This window comes from Chitinophaga sp. 10T418, from assembly GCF_056394125.1.
Genome location: NZ_JBFTHG010000003.1, coordinates 967,221 through 983,913 on the forward strand (window position 1 = coordinate 967,221; position 16,693 = coordinate 983,913).

18 protein-coding genes are annotated in these 16,693 nt (G+C 44.1%); 14 read left to right on the forward strand and 4 right to left on the reverse strand.

Annotated elements, in window-relative coordinates; translation table 11 throughout:
* Positions 1–6 precede the first annotated feature (6 nt).
* Positions 7–585, forward strand: coding sequence for a Crp/Fnr family transcriptional regulator (locus AC1DCV_RS12100; RefSeq protein WP_477023418.1), 579 nt, complete (start codon positions 7–9; stop codon positions 583–585).
* Positions 586–657: 72 nt separating this feature from the next.
* Positions 658–1,083 (forward strand): ester cyclase, encoded by a 426-nt coding sequence (locus tag AC1DCV_RS12105; protein WP_477023419.1) that lies wholly within the window; start codon positions 658–660, stop codon positions 1,081–1,083.
* Between the two features lie 79 nt (positions 1,084–1,162).
* Here AC1DCV_RS12105 and AC1DCV_RS12110 read toward each other — a convergent pair whose 3' ends face one another.
* Positions 1,163–1,327 carry a hypothetical protein gene (locus tag AC1DCV_RS12110; protein WP_477023420.1) on the reverse strand — a complete coding sequence of 55 codons (165 nt, stop codon included), beginning with the start codon at positions 1,325–1,327 and terminating at the stop codon, positions 1,163–1,165.
* Between the two features lie 453 nt (positions 1,328–1,780).
* Between AC1DCV_RS12110 and AC1DCV_RS12115 the strand changes: the two genes are divergently transcribed.
* The 5 genes from AC1DCV_RS12115 to AC1DCV_RS12135 all read left to right on the forward strand — a co-directional run bounded on the left by AC1DCV_RS12115 (position 1,781) and on the right by AC1DCV_RS12135 (position 4,331).
* Positions 1,781–2,665: a helix-turn-helix domain-containing protein gene (locus tag AC1DCV_RS12115; RefSeq protein WP_477023421.1), complete on the forward strand. Its 885-nt coding sequence runs from the start codon at positions 1,781–1,783 to the stop codon at positions 2,663–2,665.
* A 96-nt stretch (positions 2,666–2,761) separates the two neighbouring features.
* Positions 2,762–3,187, forward strand: coding sequence for a hypothetical protein (locus tag AC1DCV_RS12120; protein WP_477023422.1), 426 nt, complete (start codon positions 2,762–2,764; stop codon positions 3,185–3,187).
* Positions 3,184–3,387 (forward strand): helix-turn-helix transcriptional regulator, encoded by a 204-nt coding sequence (locus tag AC1DCV_RS12125; RefSeq protein WP_477023423.1) that lies wholly within the window; start codon positions 3,184–3,186, stop codon positions 3,385–3,387. Before AC1DCV_RS12120 ends, AC1DCV_RS12125 begins: the two co-directional genes overlap by 4 nt.
* A 78-nt stretch (positions 3,388–3,465) precedes the next feature.
* Complete coding sequence (locus tag AC1DCV_RS12130; protein ID WP_331956954.1) at positions 3,466–4,065, forward strand: methyltransferase domain-containing protein; 600 nt, start codon at positions 3,466–3,468, stop codon at positions 4,063–4,065.
* 26 nt (positions 4,066–4,091) lie between these two features.
* Complete coding sequence (locus tag AC1DCV_RS12135; protein WP_441573174.1) at positions 4,092–4,331, forward strand: hypothetical protein; 240 nt, start codon at positions 4,092–4,094, stop codon at positions 4,329–4,331.
* 3 nt (positions 4,332–4,334) lie between these two features.
* Here AC1DCV_RS12135 and AC1DCV_RS12140 read toward each other — a convergent pair whose 3' ends face one another.
* A complete protein-coding gene (locus AC1DCV_RS12140) occupies positions 4,335–4,961 on the reverse strand; it encodes a redoxin domain-containing protein (protein WP_477023424.1) in 627 nt (208 codons plus the stop codon).
* A gap of 227 nt (positions 4,962–5,188) precedes the next feature.
* Here AC1DCV_RS12140 and AC1DCV_RS12145 point away from each other — a divergent pair, with 227 nt between their 5' ends.
* From AC1DCV_RS12145 to AC1DCV_RS12160, 4 genes are all read left to right on the forward strand, one after another.
* Positions 5,189–6,097, forward strand: coding sequence for a bestrophin family protein (locus AC1DCV_RS12145; protein ID WP_477023425.1), 909 nt, complete (start codon positions 5,189–5,191; stop codon positions 6,095–6,097).
* A 168-nt stretch (positions 6,098–6,265) separates the two neighbouring features.
* Complete coding sequence (locus AC1DCV_RS12150; RefSeq protein WP_441573171.1) at positions 6,266–7,729, forward strand: DUF3375 domain-containing protein; 1,464 nt, start codon at positions 6,266–6,268, stop codon at positions 7,727–7,729.
* 4 nt (positions 7,730–7,733) lie between these two features.
* On the forward strand, positions 7,734–8,324 hold the full coding sequence (locus AC1DCV_RS12155; RefSeq protein WP_477023426.1) for a DUF4194 domain-containing protein: 591 nt from the start codon (positions 7,734–7,736) through the stop codon (positions 8,322–8,324).
* On the forward strand, positions 8,305–11,694 hold the full coding sequence (locus AC1DCV_RS12160) for an ATP-binding protein (protein WP_477023427.1): 3,390 nt from the start codon (positions 8,305–8,307) through the stop codon (positions 11,692–11,694). Before AC1DCV_RS12155 ends, AC1DCV_RS12160 begins: the two co-directional genes overlap by 20 nt.
* A gap of 73 nt (positions 11,695–11,767) precedes the next feature.
* Here the strand turns inward: AC1DCV_RS12160 and AC1DCV_RS12165 are convergent, their stop codons facing one another.
* Together AC1DCV_RS12165 and AC1DCV_RS12170 are read right to left on the reverse strand one after the other, a co-directional pair.
* Complete coding sequence (locus tag AC1DCV_RS12165) at positions 11,768–12,103, reverse strand: hypothetical protein (protein ID WP_477023428.1); 336 nt, start codon at positions 12,101–12,103, stop codon at positions 11,768–11,770.
* A 185-nt stretch (positions 12,104–12,288) separates the two neighbouring features.
* Positions 12,289–12,663 (reverse strand): winged helix-turn-helix transcriptional regulator, encoded by a 375-nt coding sequence (locus tag AC1DCV_RS12170; protein WP_477023429.1) that lies wholly within the window; start codon positions 12,661–12,663, stop codon positions 12,289–12,291.
* A gap of 115 nt (positions 12,664–12,778) precedes the next feature.
* Here AC1DCV_RS12170 and AC1DCV_RS12175 point away from each other — a divergent pair, with 115 nt between their 5' ends.
* The 3 genes from AC1DCV_RS12175 (at position 12,779) to cydB (ending at position 16,431) form a co-directional block, all read left to right on the forward strand.
* Entirely contained in the window at positions 12,779–13,789 is a 1,011-nt protein-coding gene (locus AC1DCV_RS12175; protein WP_477023430.1) for a zinc-dependent alcohol dehydrogenase family protein, read from the forward strand.
* A 214-nt stretch (positions 13,790–14,003) separates the two neighbouring features.
* The gene (locus AC1DCV_RS12180; RefSeq protein WP_441573165.1) at positions 14,004–15,392 is read left to right on the forward strand and encodes a cytochrome ubiquinol oxidase subunit I; all 1,389 of its coding nucleotides are present in this window, start codon (positions 14,004–14,006) and stop codon (positions 15,390–15,392) included.
* Between the two features lie 4 nt (positions 15,393–15,396).
* A complete protein-coding gene (gene cydB / locus AC1DCV_RS12185) occupies positions 15,397–16,431 on the forward strand; it encodes a cytochrome d ubiquinol oxidase subunit II (RefSeq protein WP_441573164.1) in 1,035 nt (344 codons plus the stop codon).
* The last annotated feature ends 262 nt before the right edge of the window (positions 16,432–16,693 follow it).

Consider the following 16,693-nt stretch of genomic DNA (forward strand, 5'->3'; position numbering starts at 1 on the left):
CATGTTATGAAATCTACCCCGCAACATTTGCTGGAAAGTCTCTCCCACATAGCGCCCATGGACGCCGGGACAATGGCGCTATTTTTAGATGGAGCGCAACAACAGATAGTAAAAAGAGATGACTATCTACTACAGGAAGGTCATCGCTGCCACTATATCTGGTTCATTGAAACCGGTGCCTGCAGAGCGTTTTACGACAATGGCAAAAAAGAAACCAACACCGCATTTTATTTTGAAAATACCTTTTTAACCAACTTAAGCAGCCTGCGGAACAACGTTTCCTCGGAATATAATATCCAGGCAATGGAGGCTACTACTTTATGGAGATGGCATAAAGATGAGCTGTCCCGTCTCTACGGTATATCGCCCGGGATCGTTGTCTTTGGCCGCCAGTGGCTGGAGCACCTGTTGATTACACAGGAAACACATAACGACTGGCTCAAAAAAAATAACCCGGAAGAAAGATACCAATCCATTTTAACCCATCACCCCGAACTGATACAACGTGTAACTCTTACACAACTCAGTTCCTACCTGGGTATCTCCCGGGAAACACTCAGTCGCATCCGCCGCCGGCTTCAATAGGTACAGAATGTGACGTTTGACACAATTGCACCAACTCCGGCGGTATACCTTTGTATGGTAAAACTAACGGTCATGACTATACAACAACAAAAAGATTTCATCGGGGAATATATCAACATCATCTGGAACCAGGGCGACACCTCCCGCCTGAACGAATTCCTTCACCCCGCATTCACCGATCATTCCATTCCCACCAACCTGCCAGGCAATGCCGACGGGCTAAAACAATGGGTGGCAATCACACACAGCTCCTTTGTTCCGGAAACAATTATAGAAGAACAAGTGGCTGAAGATCAGAAAAGCATGATTAAAATAACCATGCGCATGAAACACATCGGAATATGGCGGGGAATACCACCCACCGGACTAACGGTAACGACTAAAGGTTACCGTTGCTTTCGATTGCTGGATAACCGGATCATCGAACATTGGGCGCTGATAGATGGCGCCGCATTGGAACAGGCACTGCTGGGAACAACGCATGCATGCGCCAGATAACTGTTAGCCGGTACCAGTATCAACCTGCCCTTGGCTCCTTTCAGAGATAACATAAAAGGCCACTTTATCCAGCCACTCTTTATACATTCCAATGATCAGCTCCGCCGGGTAATATAAAACTAACCGTACCATGGGTGGTATCCCACACGTTACCTCCCATGGTACGGTGCCCCGGACTGTTTACGTACCAGGTAATACTGATCACAACACCGCGTTCATAACCGTCCCGTATAAACGAACGCATTTTTTCAAACGGCACTCCGTTAACTAATCCTAAGACACCCATATATACTAAGCTAATTGTGCCGGTATCAGGATACTGGTTTTTCTGTTTTGAGCCACCGCGTTAAGCCGGCAAATAAAACACAGGAACATCAGGCGTATCCATAGTAATAGACACGCCTTCTTAACGCGGCTCATTTAGCACAAAAAAAACGCATTATTATAGTACTATTTTATCTTTTAATTACACTTTGATAATTATACAAAATAAGTGTATAACACACACCCATACCTTTACATTCCCTTATATACCTGCATTAATGACATTATGATAAATTAAGTAAAAATTGTTTTTTACACAGGATACTATTATTTTTATAATGCTTTTTTATCATCATCCACCATTACAATAAGTAGTCATTATTAGATAATATTCCACGTAACGCCCGCTGTTCAGGCACAAACCAGGTTAATTATGCAAAGCAAATTATTAAGAGAAATCACGCCGCTGACCCAAAGTGATTGCTTCACATTATTTTCCAGGGAGAAGAAAGATTTTGATTTCCCGTTGCATTACCATGACGAATTCGAGCTAACCTTTATTCAACACGCCAAAGGAGCCAAGCGGATTATCGGGGATCATATAGAAGAAATTGGCGACCTGGAACTGGTGCTGGTAGGGCCTAATTTGCAACACGGCTGGTTTAACAACAAACATGAAGGAGGTACTATTAAAGAAATAACCATTCAGTTTCACCGCGATCTGTTTGACGATAAATTTTTACAGCGCAACCAGATGAACTTCATCAAAACCATGTTTGAGCGTTCCTTGCGGGGTATTCTTTTCTCTGCAGAAACAACCCTGCAAATTATGCCTCGCCTCATTCGTTTGCCGCAGCAACAAGGTTTTGATTCCGTATTGGAGTTGATGTCAATATTACACGATTTATCTACCAGCCGTAATATGCGCATCCTCTCTGATTCTACATTCGGTAATAAGGAAACGTTTTCTTATAATAGTCGCCGGATAGAAAAGATCATGGCTTATCTCAATGCCAATTTCGATAAAAACATTTCCCTTGGAGAGGCCGCTAAATTAGCCGCGATGACGGAAGTTGCTTTCAGCCGGTTTTTTAAAGCCCGGATTGGCAAAACGTTTGTTGACACCCTGATAGAAATCCGGCTGGGGCATGCCTCCCGCCTGTTAATTGAAACCACCCATACCGTCAATGAAATCGCTTCCAGATGCGGATTCAATAATATCTCCAATTTCAACCGCATCTTTAAAAAGAAAAAAGACTGTACCCCTAAAGCATTCAGACACGCATATACTTCCTCCGGCACCCGGACCTTTGTATAAGCTCATCTACATTCATTAGTCGTGTTTATTTTACTAAATGTAAAATAAACTTGTCTTTTTGTAAGAAATACTTATCTTTATAAAAAGACCTATATCATGAAATCACGTTATTTACTACCTCATCTCTACAAGAAAATCGGAGGCATTTTATTCCTCATGTTTCTAACATTGTACCTGATTACCCTTACAGGCATTAGCATTAAATGGTTGAACACGGAGAAGGGCGAGTTCTCTGTGGATGGTTTTGCTGATGAAATGATCGTGACTGGCCTTGTTATCAGCTTGTTAATGATTGCCTTTTCTAAAGAAAAAAATGAAGATGAATTTATCGCTACAGTTCGCCTGGAGTCCCTACAATGGGGTATTTACATTAACTATGGCTTGCTGGTAATTGCGACCTGGGCATTTTATGGCTTGAATTTCTTTTCAGTCATGATCTATAATATGTTTACTCCCCTGGTATTTTTCATCCTTCGTTTTCACTACGTAATTATTAAAAACCGCCGAACCTTACCTTCATGAAAAACACGATAAAAGTGCAGCGGGCCATTCATAATATGACGCAGGAAGAGCTGGCGAAAAAAACCGGAGTTTCCCGCCAAACCATCAACACCATTGAATCCGGCAAATACGTACCCTCTACCGTGCTGGCCCTGAAGATGGCGGGAATATTTAATATACCTGTGGAAGAAATCTTCTCCCTGGAAGCGTCAGATGAATAAAGTATAAAATGCTTATATCTTCTTTTTCCACTCACTAATCTTTAAAGCTTACGGTAAAGTCGTACCTTTGCGGCATTCATGCAGACTTCTACTTTATTAAAGCCGAGTTGCTACGTAAACGATGCCGCTTTTGACTGGTTGTATCCTGAAAAGATACAACAACTATCAAGGCGCCACTGGACGCCGATTAGCATTGCTAAAACAGCCGCCCGTTTTCTTGCTAATGAACCAGGGAAAAAAATCCTGGATATTGGTAGCGGAGTTGGGAAATTTTGCCTGGTGGGTGCCCGTTTTTACCCGGAATCTACTTTTTTTGGTATAGAACAACGGGAAGAATTGCATCAGCAAGCCATGGAAGCTAAAGAGGTGATGCAGGCACGCAATGCACATTTTATTCACGGCAATTTTACGCAGACAGACTTATCGGCATACGATGGTTTTTACTTCTATAATTCCTTCTTTGAAAACCTGGTCGATCAGGATCAGATAGACGACAAAGTGGAACAATCAACAAGTTTATATAATTATTATAGCCGCTACTTATTTAAGAAGTTAGAAAGTAGTGCAAGCGGCACAAGACTCGTGACCTTTCATAGTCTTGAAGATGAGGTACCACCCTGTTATCAGCTGGTGGATACTTCTATGGATTTAATGCTCAAAATGTGGATCAGAAGATAGGAATAAGCAATAAAAAATTTATTACCATGACGACAGATGAACATGCATTACTGATAGTTGCACAACTCGGTACTGCAAAGGACTATACGCAGGCAGATCAGATCCTGTCAGCAGCTGAAAAAAATCATCAACTGTTATTTAAAGACATCCTCACTTCCCTCCAGGAAAAAATAGAAAACTTATCACCGCTGGACTGCAACAGTTCACAGTGGAGCATTTATCGCTATACACTGATGTGTATACACTCCATGATGGAACCCGCCTGATTTTCAGGCACTGATAGCCAGCTTCTTGTCGATCGCAGCTACCAGCGTTTCCGGTGAAAATGATTCCTGTAAGTACAGATCAACAAATGTGTAACTGATTTCCAGCGATGGCGTAACCAGGTAGATGGCCGGCACAGGCACGTCTGCGTTTACACCGGATACAAAACCCCAGATAGGGTCTGACTCCCTGTAAATGCCTGCTTTCCTGGCAATGCGGTGCTGTGCGTCATGCACTACATCGAAAGACAATGGTCCGGGATTTACGGTGGTAAAGTGCTTTTTGTCTTCACTGGATACTACCAGCAAACGTGCACCTGCAGCCTCAATAGCAGCATGGCTTTGCTGCAGCTGTGCGATCAAACGATCACCATATCCATTCCAGTGCCAGGAATAAAAAGCAATCACCAGCGGCTGTGCCGTGATATGATGCAGCGATGCTCCCTGGTCTACATGACTCAATAAAGCAGCACTATTAATAATGCGGGATTCTTCCAACAAAAATTCGGGGAAATAATTACCGGTAGACAAAGGGTTAATCTTCTCCCGGGCTCTTATAGGACTGGGGAAATTTTCCGGAGTAGGGATCGGTAAGTAATCGGCGTATCTGTAGAGCGTTGACAGTGATGACATAATAAAGGCTTTTTTTAATGGCTGATAAAATGGCCGCTGTTATAGGTTTGGTGAATATCTTTTGCTATGATGAAACAAATATAGGGAGAATATTTTAATTACCCTACTATTCCTATAGACTATTAGAGGATTAAAATATAAATAATTGATTTCTAAAGAGATAATATTCCCATTTTTTTTATTTAATTTGAAATAAGACCGTTTACCCAAAAAAATACTGCAAGAATATGCTGCTGAAACACAGACTATCACTCAGCCAGATCTTTTCCTTTACCTGGAAAGTAGATCTCATGTTGCTGGGATGCTGTACCCTCGTGTATTTACTGGACACCTACTGGCTGGCATCACATGTATCCATCCCCGTCACCGTTTCTGCTGTATTGGGTACTGCCATCGCTTTTTTTATAGGATTTAATAACAACCAGGCCTACGACCGATGGTGGGAGGCCCGCAAAATATGGGGAGCACTCGTAAACGATTCCCGCTCCTGGGGCCGTAGCATGTTATATTATGCCACCGCCCCCGGCGATCCGGCTACCCAGGCAGTAGTCCGGCACCTGATTTACCGCCACCTGGCATTCATTTGCGCCCTCAAAGCCTCCCTGCGCAAGCGCCCGGACGATTATTACACCCGCTACCTCACACAGGAAGAAATTGCAGATGTACAAAAACAAAGCAATATCCCCAATGCTCTCCTGAACATGCAAACCCGTGACCTGCAACAACTCAGGGAATCCGGCGCCATAGACGGATTCCGTTTTATTGAGCTCAATCAGATCCTCGTAAGACATTGCGATGCTATGGGACAGTCCGAAAGAATAAAAAATACCGTATTCCCTCCCAGCTACGTATACTTCACCCAAATGTTCATCTGGTTTTACGTTATCATGAATACCCTCATGATGACCGAATCCATAGGGATGTGGGCCATCCCCTTCGGATGGATGTTTGGATTCGTATTCCATGTCACCCACCTGAATGGTATCACCCTCATGAATCCCTTTGAATTCCAACCCCTGGCCATTCCGCTGGATAACATCTCCAGGACGATAGAAATCAACATCATAGAGCTGCTGGGAGATGAACCCGTGCCCGCACCAGTACAACCAAGACTGGATGGGCTTTATATTATGTAAAAGCGGAAAAGAAGGCCTCCGCCCTTTGCATTTAAACAGGATTAAATTGATTTTGATAATTTTAATTTCTATAAAAAGAAATAAAATCACCAGAATCAGTCTGATTCTGAGCAAAGAAAATGCGCCGAAGGCGCACCCCATCCGCAGTAATTCCTTATTTTTACAGCTATGACGTATGACCAATTATGTAATCTATATGCCCAGTCAGTAACACTCAAGATACTCCGGGCACGTAGCGCGCCAATGATGCTGTCATTTTTTCATTACACATTCAAGGAAAAAAACCAAACGACCATTTCCAATGTGGAACTGGTAACCCGTTTATCAGATTATCTGGGCGTAACCGGTTATCAGACCACTGATGATGAAATAGACGCTACCAGCCTGCTGGAAAACGATGATGTGAAAGCCAGGAAATATATTGATCAATGGAGCAACAAAGGCTTCCTCCGCAAATACCCTGACGACGACGGACTGGATATCCATGAACTCAGCAGCGACATGGAAAAAGTAATGCACTGGGTATCCACTCTCCAGAAACGCGAATTTGTTGGAACTGAAAGCCGCTTCAAAGATATTTTCTCTAAACTCAAAGAACTCATCGATCAGAGTAACAAAGACCCTGAACAAAGGATTCAGGAGCTGGAGAAAAAGAAATATGAAATAGAACAGGAAATAAAAGCCATCACCATCACCGGTAAAGTACAAGTGTTTGATGATACCCAGATAAAAGAAAGATTTTACGATGTAAACCGCATGTCGCGCGAACTCCTGAGCGATTTTAAAGAAGTAGAACAAAACTTTGAACAGATCACCCAGGAAATTTACCGCAAACAAAGCGAAAGAGATATCGCCAAAGGCGCCCTGCTGGCTTATACACTGGACTCCTTCGAAGCCCTCCGGCAAAAAGACCAGGGCAAAAGCTTCTATTCCTTCTGGCAATTCCTGATGGATGAAAACAAACAGGAAGAAATGCGGGAGCTCATAGAAAAATTGTACGAGTTGCTGGAAGACCGGAACATCGAATACAAAAATGACCGCTTCCTCAAAAAACTCAAACAATTCCTCCACGCCTCCGGGAAAAAAGTAATTGATGCCAACAAAAAGCTGAGCGATAAACTCAGCCGGGTACTCAGCGAAAACAATCTTACCGACCACAGGAAAGCCATGGAACTCATCAACGATATCCGGCAACTGGCGTTTCAGTCGCTCGATAACCAGCCTGGTGAAGAATTTTTCATAGAGATAGAAAGCGATCCGGAAATAGACCTCCTGGACCGCTGGGAAATGGCCGATGAGAAAAAACCAAATGTGGAAGTGGAATTCCCTGATGGCATGGGCGGCACTGAATTTGACGCCAATGACCTCAACGCATTATTTAACCATTTCAATATAGACCGCGCCCTGCTGGAAGATCGCATCTCCACACAGCTGCAAAACAAAAAGCAGGTCAGCCTCAAAGAACTGGTAGACATCTATGGCGCCGAAAAAGGACTCACAGAACTGATCACCTATTTCTCCATCGCCAGCCAGTCGGCTCACCATATCATACTGGAAACGCCAGACCCGGTGATGCTGGGCAGCCGCACCATCAACATGCCCATGGTGCTGTTCACAAATTCACAAAACTAAAAACATGGCCGAGAAAAATATATCTCCCTTTGCACACGTGTTTCTAAAACTCATGCAGGGACCCGTATACGAAGAAGATAAATCTTACTGGAAAGACCTGCTCGGATGGCAGACAGAACTGAGCAAATACCTCCAGCAAACAGGTTTACAACTCATCGTCAGCGAAGCAGACGGATTTGCACGCATCGTACAACCCGAGGCAGATGATACCACAGAAAAAGCACTGCCCCGCCTCATGCGCAAAACCAGGCTTACCTACGAAGCTACACTACTCTGTATTGTACTCCGGGAAGCCCTCGATGAATTCGATATCCAGGGAAATGGTACCCGTCTTTTTATGACCCAAAAAGAAATCAAAGAAAGACTGGCCCTCTTCTTCAAAGAACGACACAACAAATCAAAACTGCTGAAAGATCTCAACAAACCTATCAACAGCCTGCTAAACATAGGTGTGCTGAAAATTACCCGGGAGGACGCTGCCAATAAGGAGCTACATCAATACGAGGTAAAAAGAATCATCAAAGCACTGGTTAATAACGAGAAACTGGAAGAAATAAAATCAAAATTAAAACTGCATGTCCACCCTGTTCAATAGTGATTCAAAAGAAAGTGGATTCCGGTTGCATTACCTCGAAATATACAACTGGGGCACTTTCCATAATAAAATATACCGGCTCAATACCAATGGTAACACCTCCCTGCTCACAGGCGCCAACGGTAGCGGCAAAACAACACTCATCGATGCCCTGCTGACACTACTCGTGCCCGCCGGCAAACGCTTCTATAACCAATCATCCGGTACCGAACAACGGAAAGACCGCGGCGAAGAATCCTACTTCTGGGGCTACTACGGAAAAACATTTTCCGAAGACTCCCTCCAGTCAAAAACAGAACAACTCCGCCACAAAGAAAACAATCCGTACTCCGTACTGCTCGCATACTTTTATAATGCAGCCACCATGCACCAGATCACCCTCGCACAGGTGAGATGGCATTCCGGCGAACTCAAAAGACAATACATCGTATCTCCGCACAAACTCAATATCAATGACCATTTCGGCAATGGTAAATTTGATGTGAAAGGAGATTGGAAAAAAAGACTGCGCCTCGAATTTCCCAAAACGGAAATCACCGATAGCTTCAAAGAATACGCTGCCCTGTTCAGCAACATATTCGGCCTGAGAAGCGAAAAAGCCCTGTCTCTCTTTAACCAAACAGTAGGTATCAAAGTACTCGGCGACCTGAACACTTTTATCCGTGGACAGATGCTGGAAGAAACAGATAGTGAAAATGAATTCCTGAAACTGCGCGAAAACTACGACAGTCTGCTTACCAGCCATCGCGCCATACAGAAAGATGAAACCCAGTTGAAAATGCTGGGCCCTATCATCGATAATAAGGCCGCCTGGCAACAACTACAGGACCGCAACCGCGAACTGCAGATGCTACAGGATATCCTGCCCACCTGGTTCAACAAACAGGAAAAAGATATCCTGGAGAAAGAACTGGAAATACTGCAGAAAGAACAACAGGTCACCAGCAGTACTCTCAATAGTATCAACGAACACCTGCAATCTATCAACCTGCGTAAAGATGAACTGATAGCCCAGAAAGCCAATAACAGCGTGGACGAACAGCTACGTTCCATTGAAAAATCCATCCACTACGAACAAAAGGCACTCGAAGCCAAGCGTAACAAGATGGAAGAATATAACATGCTGGCAGACAGACTGGAACTCGCTCCCAACCCGGACGAACAACAGTTCCATGAAAATATTACCGGCGCTGAGCAACTGAAAGCAGGACACGATAAACAGCTGGAAACATTACAGGAAGAAATGTTCCATCATAAAAGCAGTCTGGCCGCCGAAAGAACACAGGCATCCCGGCTGGAAGAAGAAATCGACTCCTTCCTTCACCGGAAAAATAATATCCCTTATGAACTGATCCGCATCCGTCAGCAACTGGCGGATATGCTGGAGGTACAGGAAGAAGATCTTCCCTTCGCCGGCGAACTGATCAAAGTAAAAGATGCGGAAATCCACTGGGAAAACGCCATCGAAAAGGTATTGCATAACTTCGGTCTGCGCCTCCTCGTACCCGAAGAATATATCATGGACATCAACCGGTATATCAATTCCAACAACCTGCAAACCCGCCTCGTATACCACAAAGTAGAAGAGGAGAGTTATACCATGTTGCGGATGCCTACCGAGAAAGAAAGTCTGCTGCAGAAAATAGATATCAAACCCGGTACCCACTTCAAAGAATGGCTGCAAAACCAGCTGCTCGACCAGTTTGATTATACCTGCACAGATGATATGGCCGTATTTAACCGGTCGCGCAAAGCAGTTACTTCCAACGGACTAACGCGGCAGGCTACACGCCACGAAAAAGATGACCGCCCTAACCGTTCCCAGCAAAACAATTATGTACTGGGATGGAATAATAAAAACAAACTCCGCCTGTTAAAAGAAGAACAGGACGAATGCAATAATAATATTGCTACCATACAGCATAACATTTCGCAGTTGGAAGAAAGCCGCAAGGCCGTTACCACCATCAATACACTGCTGAACGCATTTCTGTCGCTGCGCAACTACAGCGAAATCAGCTGGCAGTCACATGCCGGCGTTATCGAATCCTTTGCACGCGAAAAATCACAGTTGCTGCAAACCAGCGATAAATACCAGGTGATCTGCGATCAACTGGATGATGTTATCGCACAACTGCAGGGCAAAGAAAAAGAAAAAGAAAAAACCCTGCAGGAAAAGGGCAGACTGGATGATAAAGCGGCAGAAAAATTGCGTCATTTCAACCAGTTGAAAGTCAATAAACTCGATGATATTTCCCTGCAATACGTGCTGGAATACCTCACCGACCTGTCATTGACAGAACCTGCGGAAACAACCCTCGAACTGGCTTCTTACCGCAAGCGGGCAGACGACAACATGAAAGCAACCCTGCAGGACGCCATGCGCCAATCTGCTGAAAAAGAAGCCGAGATTACCCGGCAGCTCTCCGCTTTCGTAATGCCGCCTAAAGCGATCCACGATGCCTATCCTGACTGGCTCGGTGATGTCACCGACCTGCAGCCTCATGTGAAATACATCGAGGAATTTGCCTCCCTGTATGAACGTATCAAATTCCAACGCCTCATTGAACATAAAGAACGGTTCCGCAAATACATGGACACCAGCATGCTCAATGCCATCACTAACTACCGGGCATGGATATACGGACAGGAAGACCTGATCCGCGAAGTAATGGAAGACCTGAATGAACCATTGCGTAACATTACCTTCAACAAAAATCCGGATACATATCTGCAGCTGGAATGCCGTCACGTAAAGGACGTGGAAATACGCAACTTCAAAGAAAAACTCAGCAACGCTGTACCTGATTCCTACAAATATCACATGGAAAAGGATGAGGCCTACGGTGATCAGTTATTCGAAAACATAAAACTGCTCATCCATGAATTACAGCAAAATGAAGCATGGCGCCGTAAAGTAACAGATGTGCGCAACTGGCTGGACTTCGGCGCCAAAGAGTTTTATATCGCAGATAACAAGGCCTTCAAATATTATGAAGATACTGCCAGTCTTTCCGGTGGTGAAAAGGCGCAGTTTACCTACACCATCCTGGGAGCTGCTATTGCCTACCAGTTTGGTATCAACGAAGCCAACAGGCAGCACCGCAGCTTACGCTTCATCACCGTGGATGAGGCATTCAGCAAACTGGATCCGGAAAAAAGTCACTACCTGATGGAATACTGCGGACAGTTAAATCTCCAGCTGCTGGTAGTAACCCCATTGGATAAACTGAATATCGCAGAACCATATATACATGCCTGTCACTTTGTAGCGAATAAAAACAAACGCGATTCAGTGGTGTATAATTTTACCATGGAAGAATACAGAGACAGGAAGAAAGAATTTGAAGCCATGGCGGTGATGTCGTAACATCATCAGCGCTTAAAAATACGATGGACTGATCCATCCGTAAAGGTAGATCAGTCCATTTTTTTATGTTTACTCAATCCTGCAAACAAGCGAAACCCTGAATTACATAATAGGTTGGGCTGATAGATCCATCTGACCATTCATAATGATAAAAGCAGCGGAACCGGATAGGATTACCTGGTATCGTTTGTGATGACGTGTAGTGAATCTGTCCCCATTCACATACGCCATTGATACACTTCTTGTTTACGGCAGTGCAGTTTAAACAGTCATCCGCCGTTTTTGTGTTTGCATAGGTTGGTGATACATTAGCGGCAACGGCAACATTACCAACAAACCGATGGTTCTGAGAGTGCAACACCCCCATCACACCACATGCCAGTAAGGCAGGTACAAAGAATTTTTTCATAGATTAATTTTGAGGTGAGGAAAATATTAGATGGTTAACAATATTAAATTTCCGGGTAACAGGTTAGTATAAAAATACGCATTGTTTTTTGTAGAAATTTCCCTGGCAGCAGCTTTTTTTCCACATGAAAAGTAGGAAGAAATAGCTTCTTCAAAAACAAGTGGATGGGTTAACTTTTCAGCAATTTATTCTGCAACAAGTTCCTGCAATACCGGCTCGCACAATGGCTCCCTCCCCATCTGTTTTCTGCCCCATTCACTCAGCAGCATAATAAAAGGCAACAACTCTTTGCCTGTATCAGTTAACTGGTATTCTACCCGCGGAGGTACTTCCAGGTATACATGCCGGGTTAACAGGTTATCTTCTTCCAGTTCGCGCAGCACCTGTGTCAGCATCTTGGCTGTAATTCCGGTCACCAGGCGGCGTAATTCCCCATATCTCTTTATGCCGTTTCTCAGCTGGTAAATAACACGGCCTTTGTGCTTGCCGCCAATACGCTGAAAAGCATAATCTACTGCACAAACCGTATCGGGATAAATATTTTTTTCAGATTTCTTCATTTTTTTGGCATTGATTATCAGCAATAGTATCCAAATGGTACCTACATTCCCAAATGGTGCATACTTGTCTGATGTGAAGTTAGTACGCAATTTTGTCTCAGAAAAAATTATTCTTATGAAAGCAATACAGCAAATAGCATTCGGACTGGAAAGTTTACAACTCTCAGAAATACCTACGCCAACGCCTGCACCGCATGAGGTACTGGTAAAAATAGAAGCTGCTTCCCTTAATTACCTCGACGTAGCCCTGGCTACCGGTACCTATAGCAAAGAGCTGCCATTACCCCGTATTCCCACATCTGATGGTGCCGGAGTAGTAGCTGCCGTCGGCGGCAATGTGAGCAAATGGAAAGTAGGGGACCGGGTGATGATACATTACAACCAGCTTTGGCAGAATGGACTGGCTACTCCTACAACCAATCATATCAGAACAGGCGTCAGTACACCCGGTTTGCTGGCAGAATATGCAGTAATCCCTGAATACGCATTGGTACGTACTCCTGCTAATCTTACCAGCGTAGAGGCGGCCACGTTACCCGTTGCCGGCGTTACTGCCTGGACCGGATTAATGAGCTATGCCCACATCCAACCAGGACAAACCGTACTCACACAAGGCACTGGCGGCGTTTCTCTCTTTGCCCTGCAAATTGCACTGGCAGCAGGCGCCAGAGTAATAGCTACCAGCAGTAACCCGGAGAAATTAAAAAAACTGCAGGCATTAGGCGCACATGAAGTCATTGACTATAAAAAATATCCAAACTGGCACGAAGAAGTAAGACGACTCACAAATGGTGCAGGCGTAGATGCCACACTGGATATCGCCGGTGCGGCCACCATCGTCAACTCTGTGAAATCTGCCGGCTTTAACGGCTTTGTAGGACTGGTAGGATTCATTGCAGGGGCCCAGTTACCACTCGATCTTTTTACTATCGTAGGCAGTTATATCAGGCTACAGGGATATTCTGTAGGTAGCTTGCAAAGCTTTGAAGAACTGGCAGCCGCAGTGGAAGTCAGTAATATTCATCCGATAATTGATAGCGTATTCCCTATAAGCAAGGCGGAGGAGGCATTCCGGCACATGGGCAGCAGTAATTATTTCGGTAAAGTAGTGATAGAAATTAACTAGTGGAGTATACATATAAACGTCCTGCACTACGGCAGGACGTTATATCAAGTAAACCATTACACTAAAATTATTGTTTCAAGATAGTAAAAACAAGGCGATAAACCGGTTATTTACTTGTTAAGGTGATGATAACATTATATTTTTATCAATACATGACAAACATCAGTTTCATGGATATCTTCACCAACTACCTTTGCATCAATAATTTGATATTATGCCTTCCGTAGAAATACTATCCAGAATACAGTTTGCCTTTACCATTGCCTTTCACTACATCTATCCTCCCCTGAGTATAGGGCTGGGGCTATGTCTTGTGATCATGGAGGGCTTGTATCTTAAAACCGGTCTTGCGCTCTATAAGGATATCACCCGATACTGGATTAAGATATTTGCGCTCATTTTTGGTATAGGTGTGGCCACCGGTATTGTGATGGAGTTTGAGTTTGGCACTAACTGGGCCACTTATTCACATTATGTAGGCGATATTTTTGGCAGCGCCCTGGCAGCAGAGGGCATCTTTGCTTTTGCCATGGAATCAGCTTTCCTGGGGGTATTGCTGTTTGGATGGAACCGGGTCAACAAAGGTGTCCATTTCTTTTCTACCTGTATGGTAGCATTAGGTTCTATTTTCTCCGCCCTTTGGATTGTTATTGCCAACTCCTGGCAACAAACACCTACCGGATTCCGTATTGAAGGCCACGATATGCAGGCCCGTGCAGTAGTAACGGATTTCTGGGAAATGGTATTTAATCCTTCTTCTGTAGATCGCTTCTCACACGTCATTATTGGTTCTTTCCTGGCTGGCTCCTTCCTCGTGATGAGCGTGGCGGCCTGGTATATATTAAAACAACGTTTTGTAAAACATGCGCAGGCCATGTTTAAAGTGGGGCTGGGAGTGGCGGTGATAGCTGCTTTGATGCAACTGTTCACAGGTCACCGGTCAGCACATTATGTGAGTAAATACCAGCCCGCTAAGCTAGCTGCCATGGAAGGACACTACGATAGTTCATCCGTAGCTCCCATGTACCTGGTGGGATGGGTAGATAATAAAAATGAAAAGACAACCGGTATCAAAATTCCCGGTGGGTTATCTTTCCTTACCCATGGCAGTTTTTCTGCACCGGTAGAAGGATTGAGAGCAACCCCCAAAGAAGATAGGCCCGGCGCGGTGAATTTTGTCTTCCAGATGTATCACCTCATGATTACCATCGGTATGATACTCATAGGGCTTACGTTATTAGCTGTTTTTCTTTTATGGAGAAAGAAACTGTTCAGCCAGCGCTGGCTGATGATCATCTTCGCCTGGGCAGTTGTACTCCCACAAATCGCCAACCAGGTAGGATGGTATGCTGCAGAAGTAGGGCGTCAACCCTGGGTGGTATATAAATTACTGCGCACCTCCGATGCCTTGTCCCGTAAGGTGACCGCAGACCAGGTGATGTTTTCCCTGATATTATTTACACTGGTATATATGTTGCTGTTTACCCTGTTCATCTATTTGCTGACCCGGAAAATACAGCATGGTCCTGACATTTCAGAAAACGCGGAAACTGAATTTGATGGCTATTATCATGACAACCTTACTTACCATCCTAAATCATAGCTGTATGGAAACAATACTCGGACTGGATCTGCCTACCTGGTGGTTTTTAGTGATTGGCGGATTGATCACAGGATATGGTGTACTCGATGGTTTTGACCTGGGAGCAGGTGCCTTACACCTGTTTTTTAAGAAAGAAGAAAGCCGGCGCCTTGTGCTGAATGCAATTGGACCGGTATGGGATGGTAATGAAGTATGGCTGGTGATTGCCGGCGGTGCGCTGTTTGCCGGTTTCCCACTGGTATACGGAGTGGTATTATCTACCTTCTATATCCCTTTTATGTTATTCCTGGTAGCACTTATTTTTCGTGCTATTTCTATAGAGTTCAGAAGTAAGGAAACATGGTTATGGTGGCGGAAAATGTGGGATATCAGCTACACCGTGTCCAGTACAGGTATTACGCTCTTATTGGGGCTGGTACTGGGCAACCTGATACATGGACTACCCATCAACAAGGAACATGAATTTACCGGTACCCTGCTTACTTTCTTTAATCCTTATGCGATATTGATTGCATTTACCACCTTATCGTTATTCATGCTGCATGGCTCCATTTACCTGGTGATGAAAACGGAGAACAGGCTGTATACGCGGCTGACAGTGATTGTAAACAACTGTAGCAAGTTCTTCATTCTTTGTTTTATACTAACGTCAATGGCTACTCTCATTTATGTGCCGCATATGACGCATCAGTTTAAGTCACAGCCCGCCTTATTTGGACTGCCCATGCTGGCCGTGTTGATTCTATTGAACATCAAAAGGAATGTAGATGCCCGTAAATATTATACCGCGTTTTCCTACTCCTGCATTATTACGGCATGTTTACTAATACTGTTTGCGGTTGGATTATATCCCAATATTGTGATATCTACCACCGATCCGGCATATAGTATCAGCATCTATGCTGCGGCATCTTCCACAAAGTCATTAAAAATCATGTTGCTGATTGCTGCCATTGGCACCCCTATGGTAATTGGATATACCGTTTTCCTGTTCTGGACATTCCGGGGTAAGGTGAAGTTGAATGAGATGAGCTATTAGAGCTGTTAGCCTTTAGCTGTTAGCTATTAGCTTGCCGTTTGTTGATGAAAGTGATAATGCCTTTAGAAAGAAATATTATGATGAAGCGCTAACTGCTAAAAGCCAATGCCTAACAGCTGTAATTTAGCTTCCCATTTGTTGATGAAAGTGATAATGCCTTTAGAAAGAAATATTATGATGAAGCGCTAACTGCTAAAAGCCAATGCCTAACAGCTGTAATTTAGCTTCCCATTTGTTGATGAAAGTGATAATGCCTTTAGAA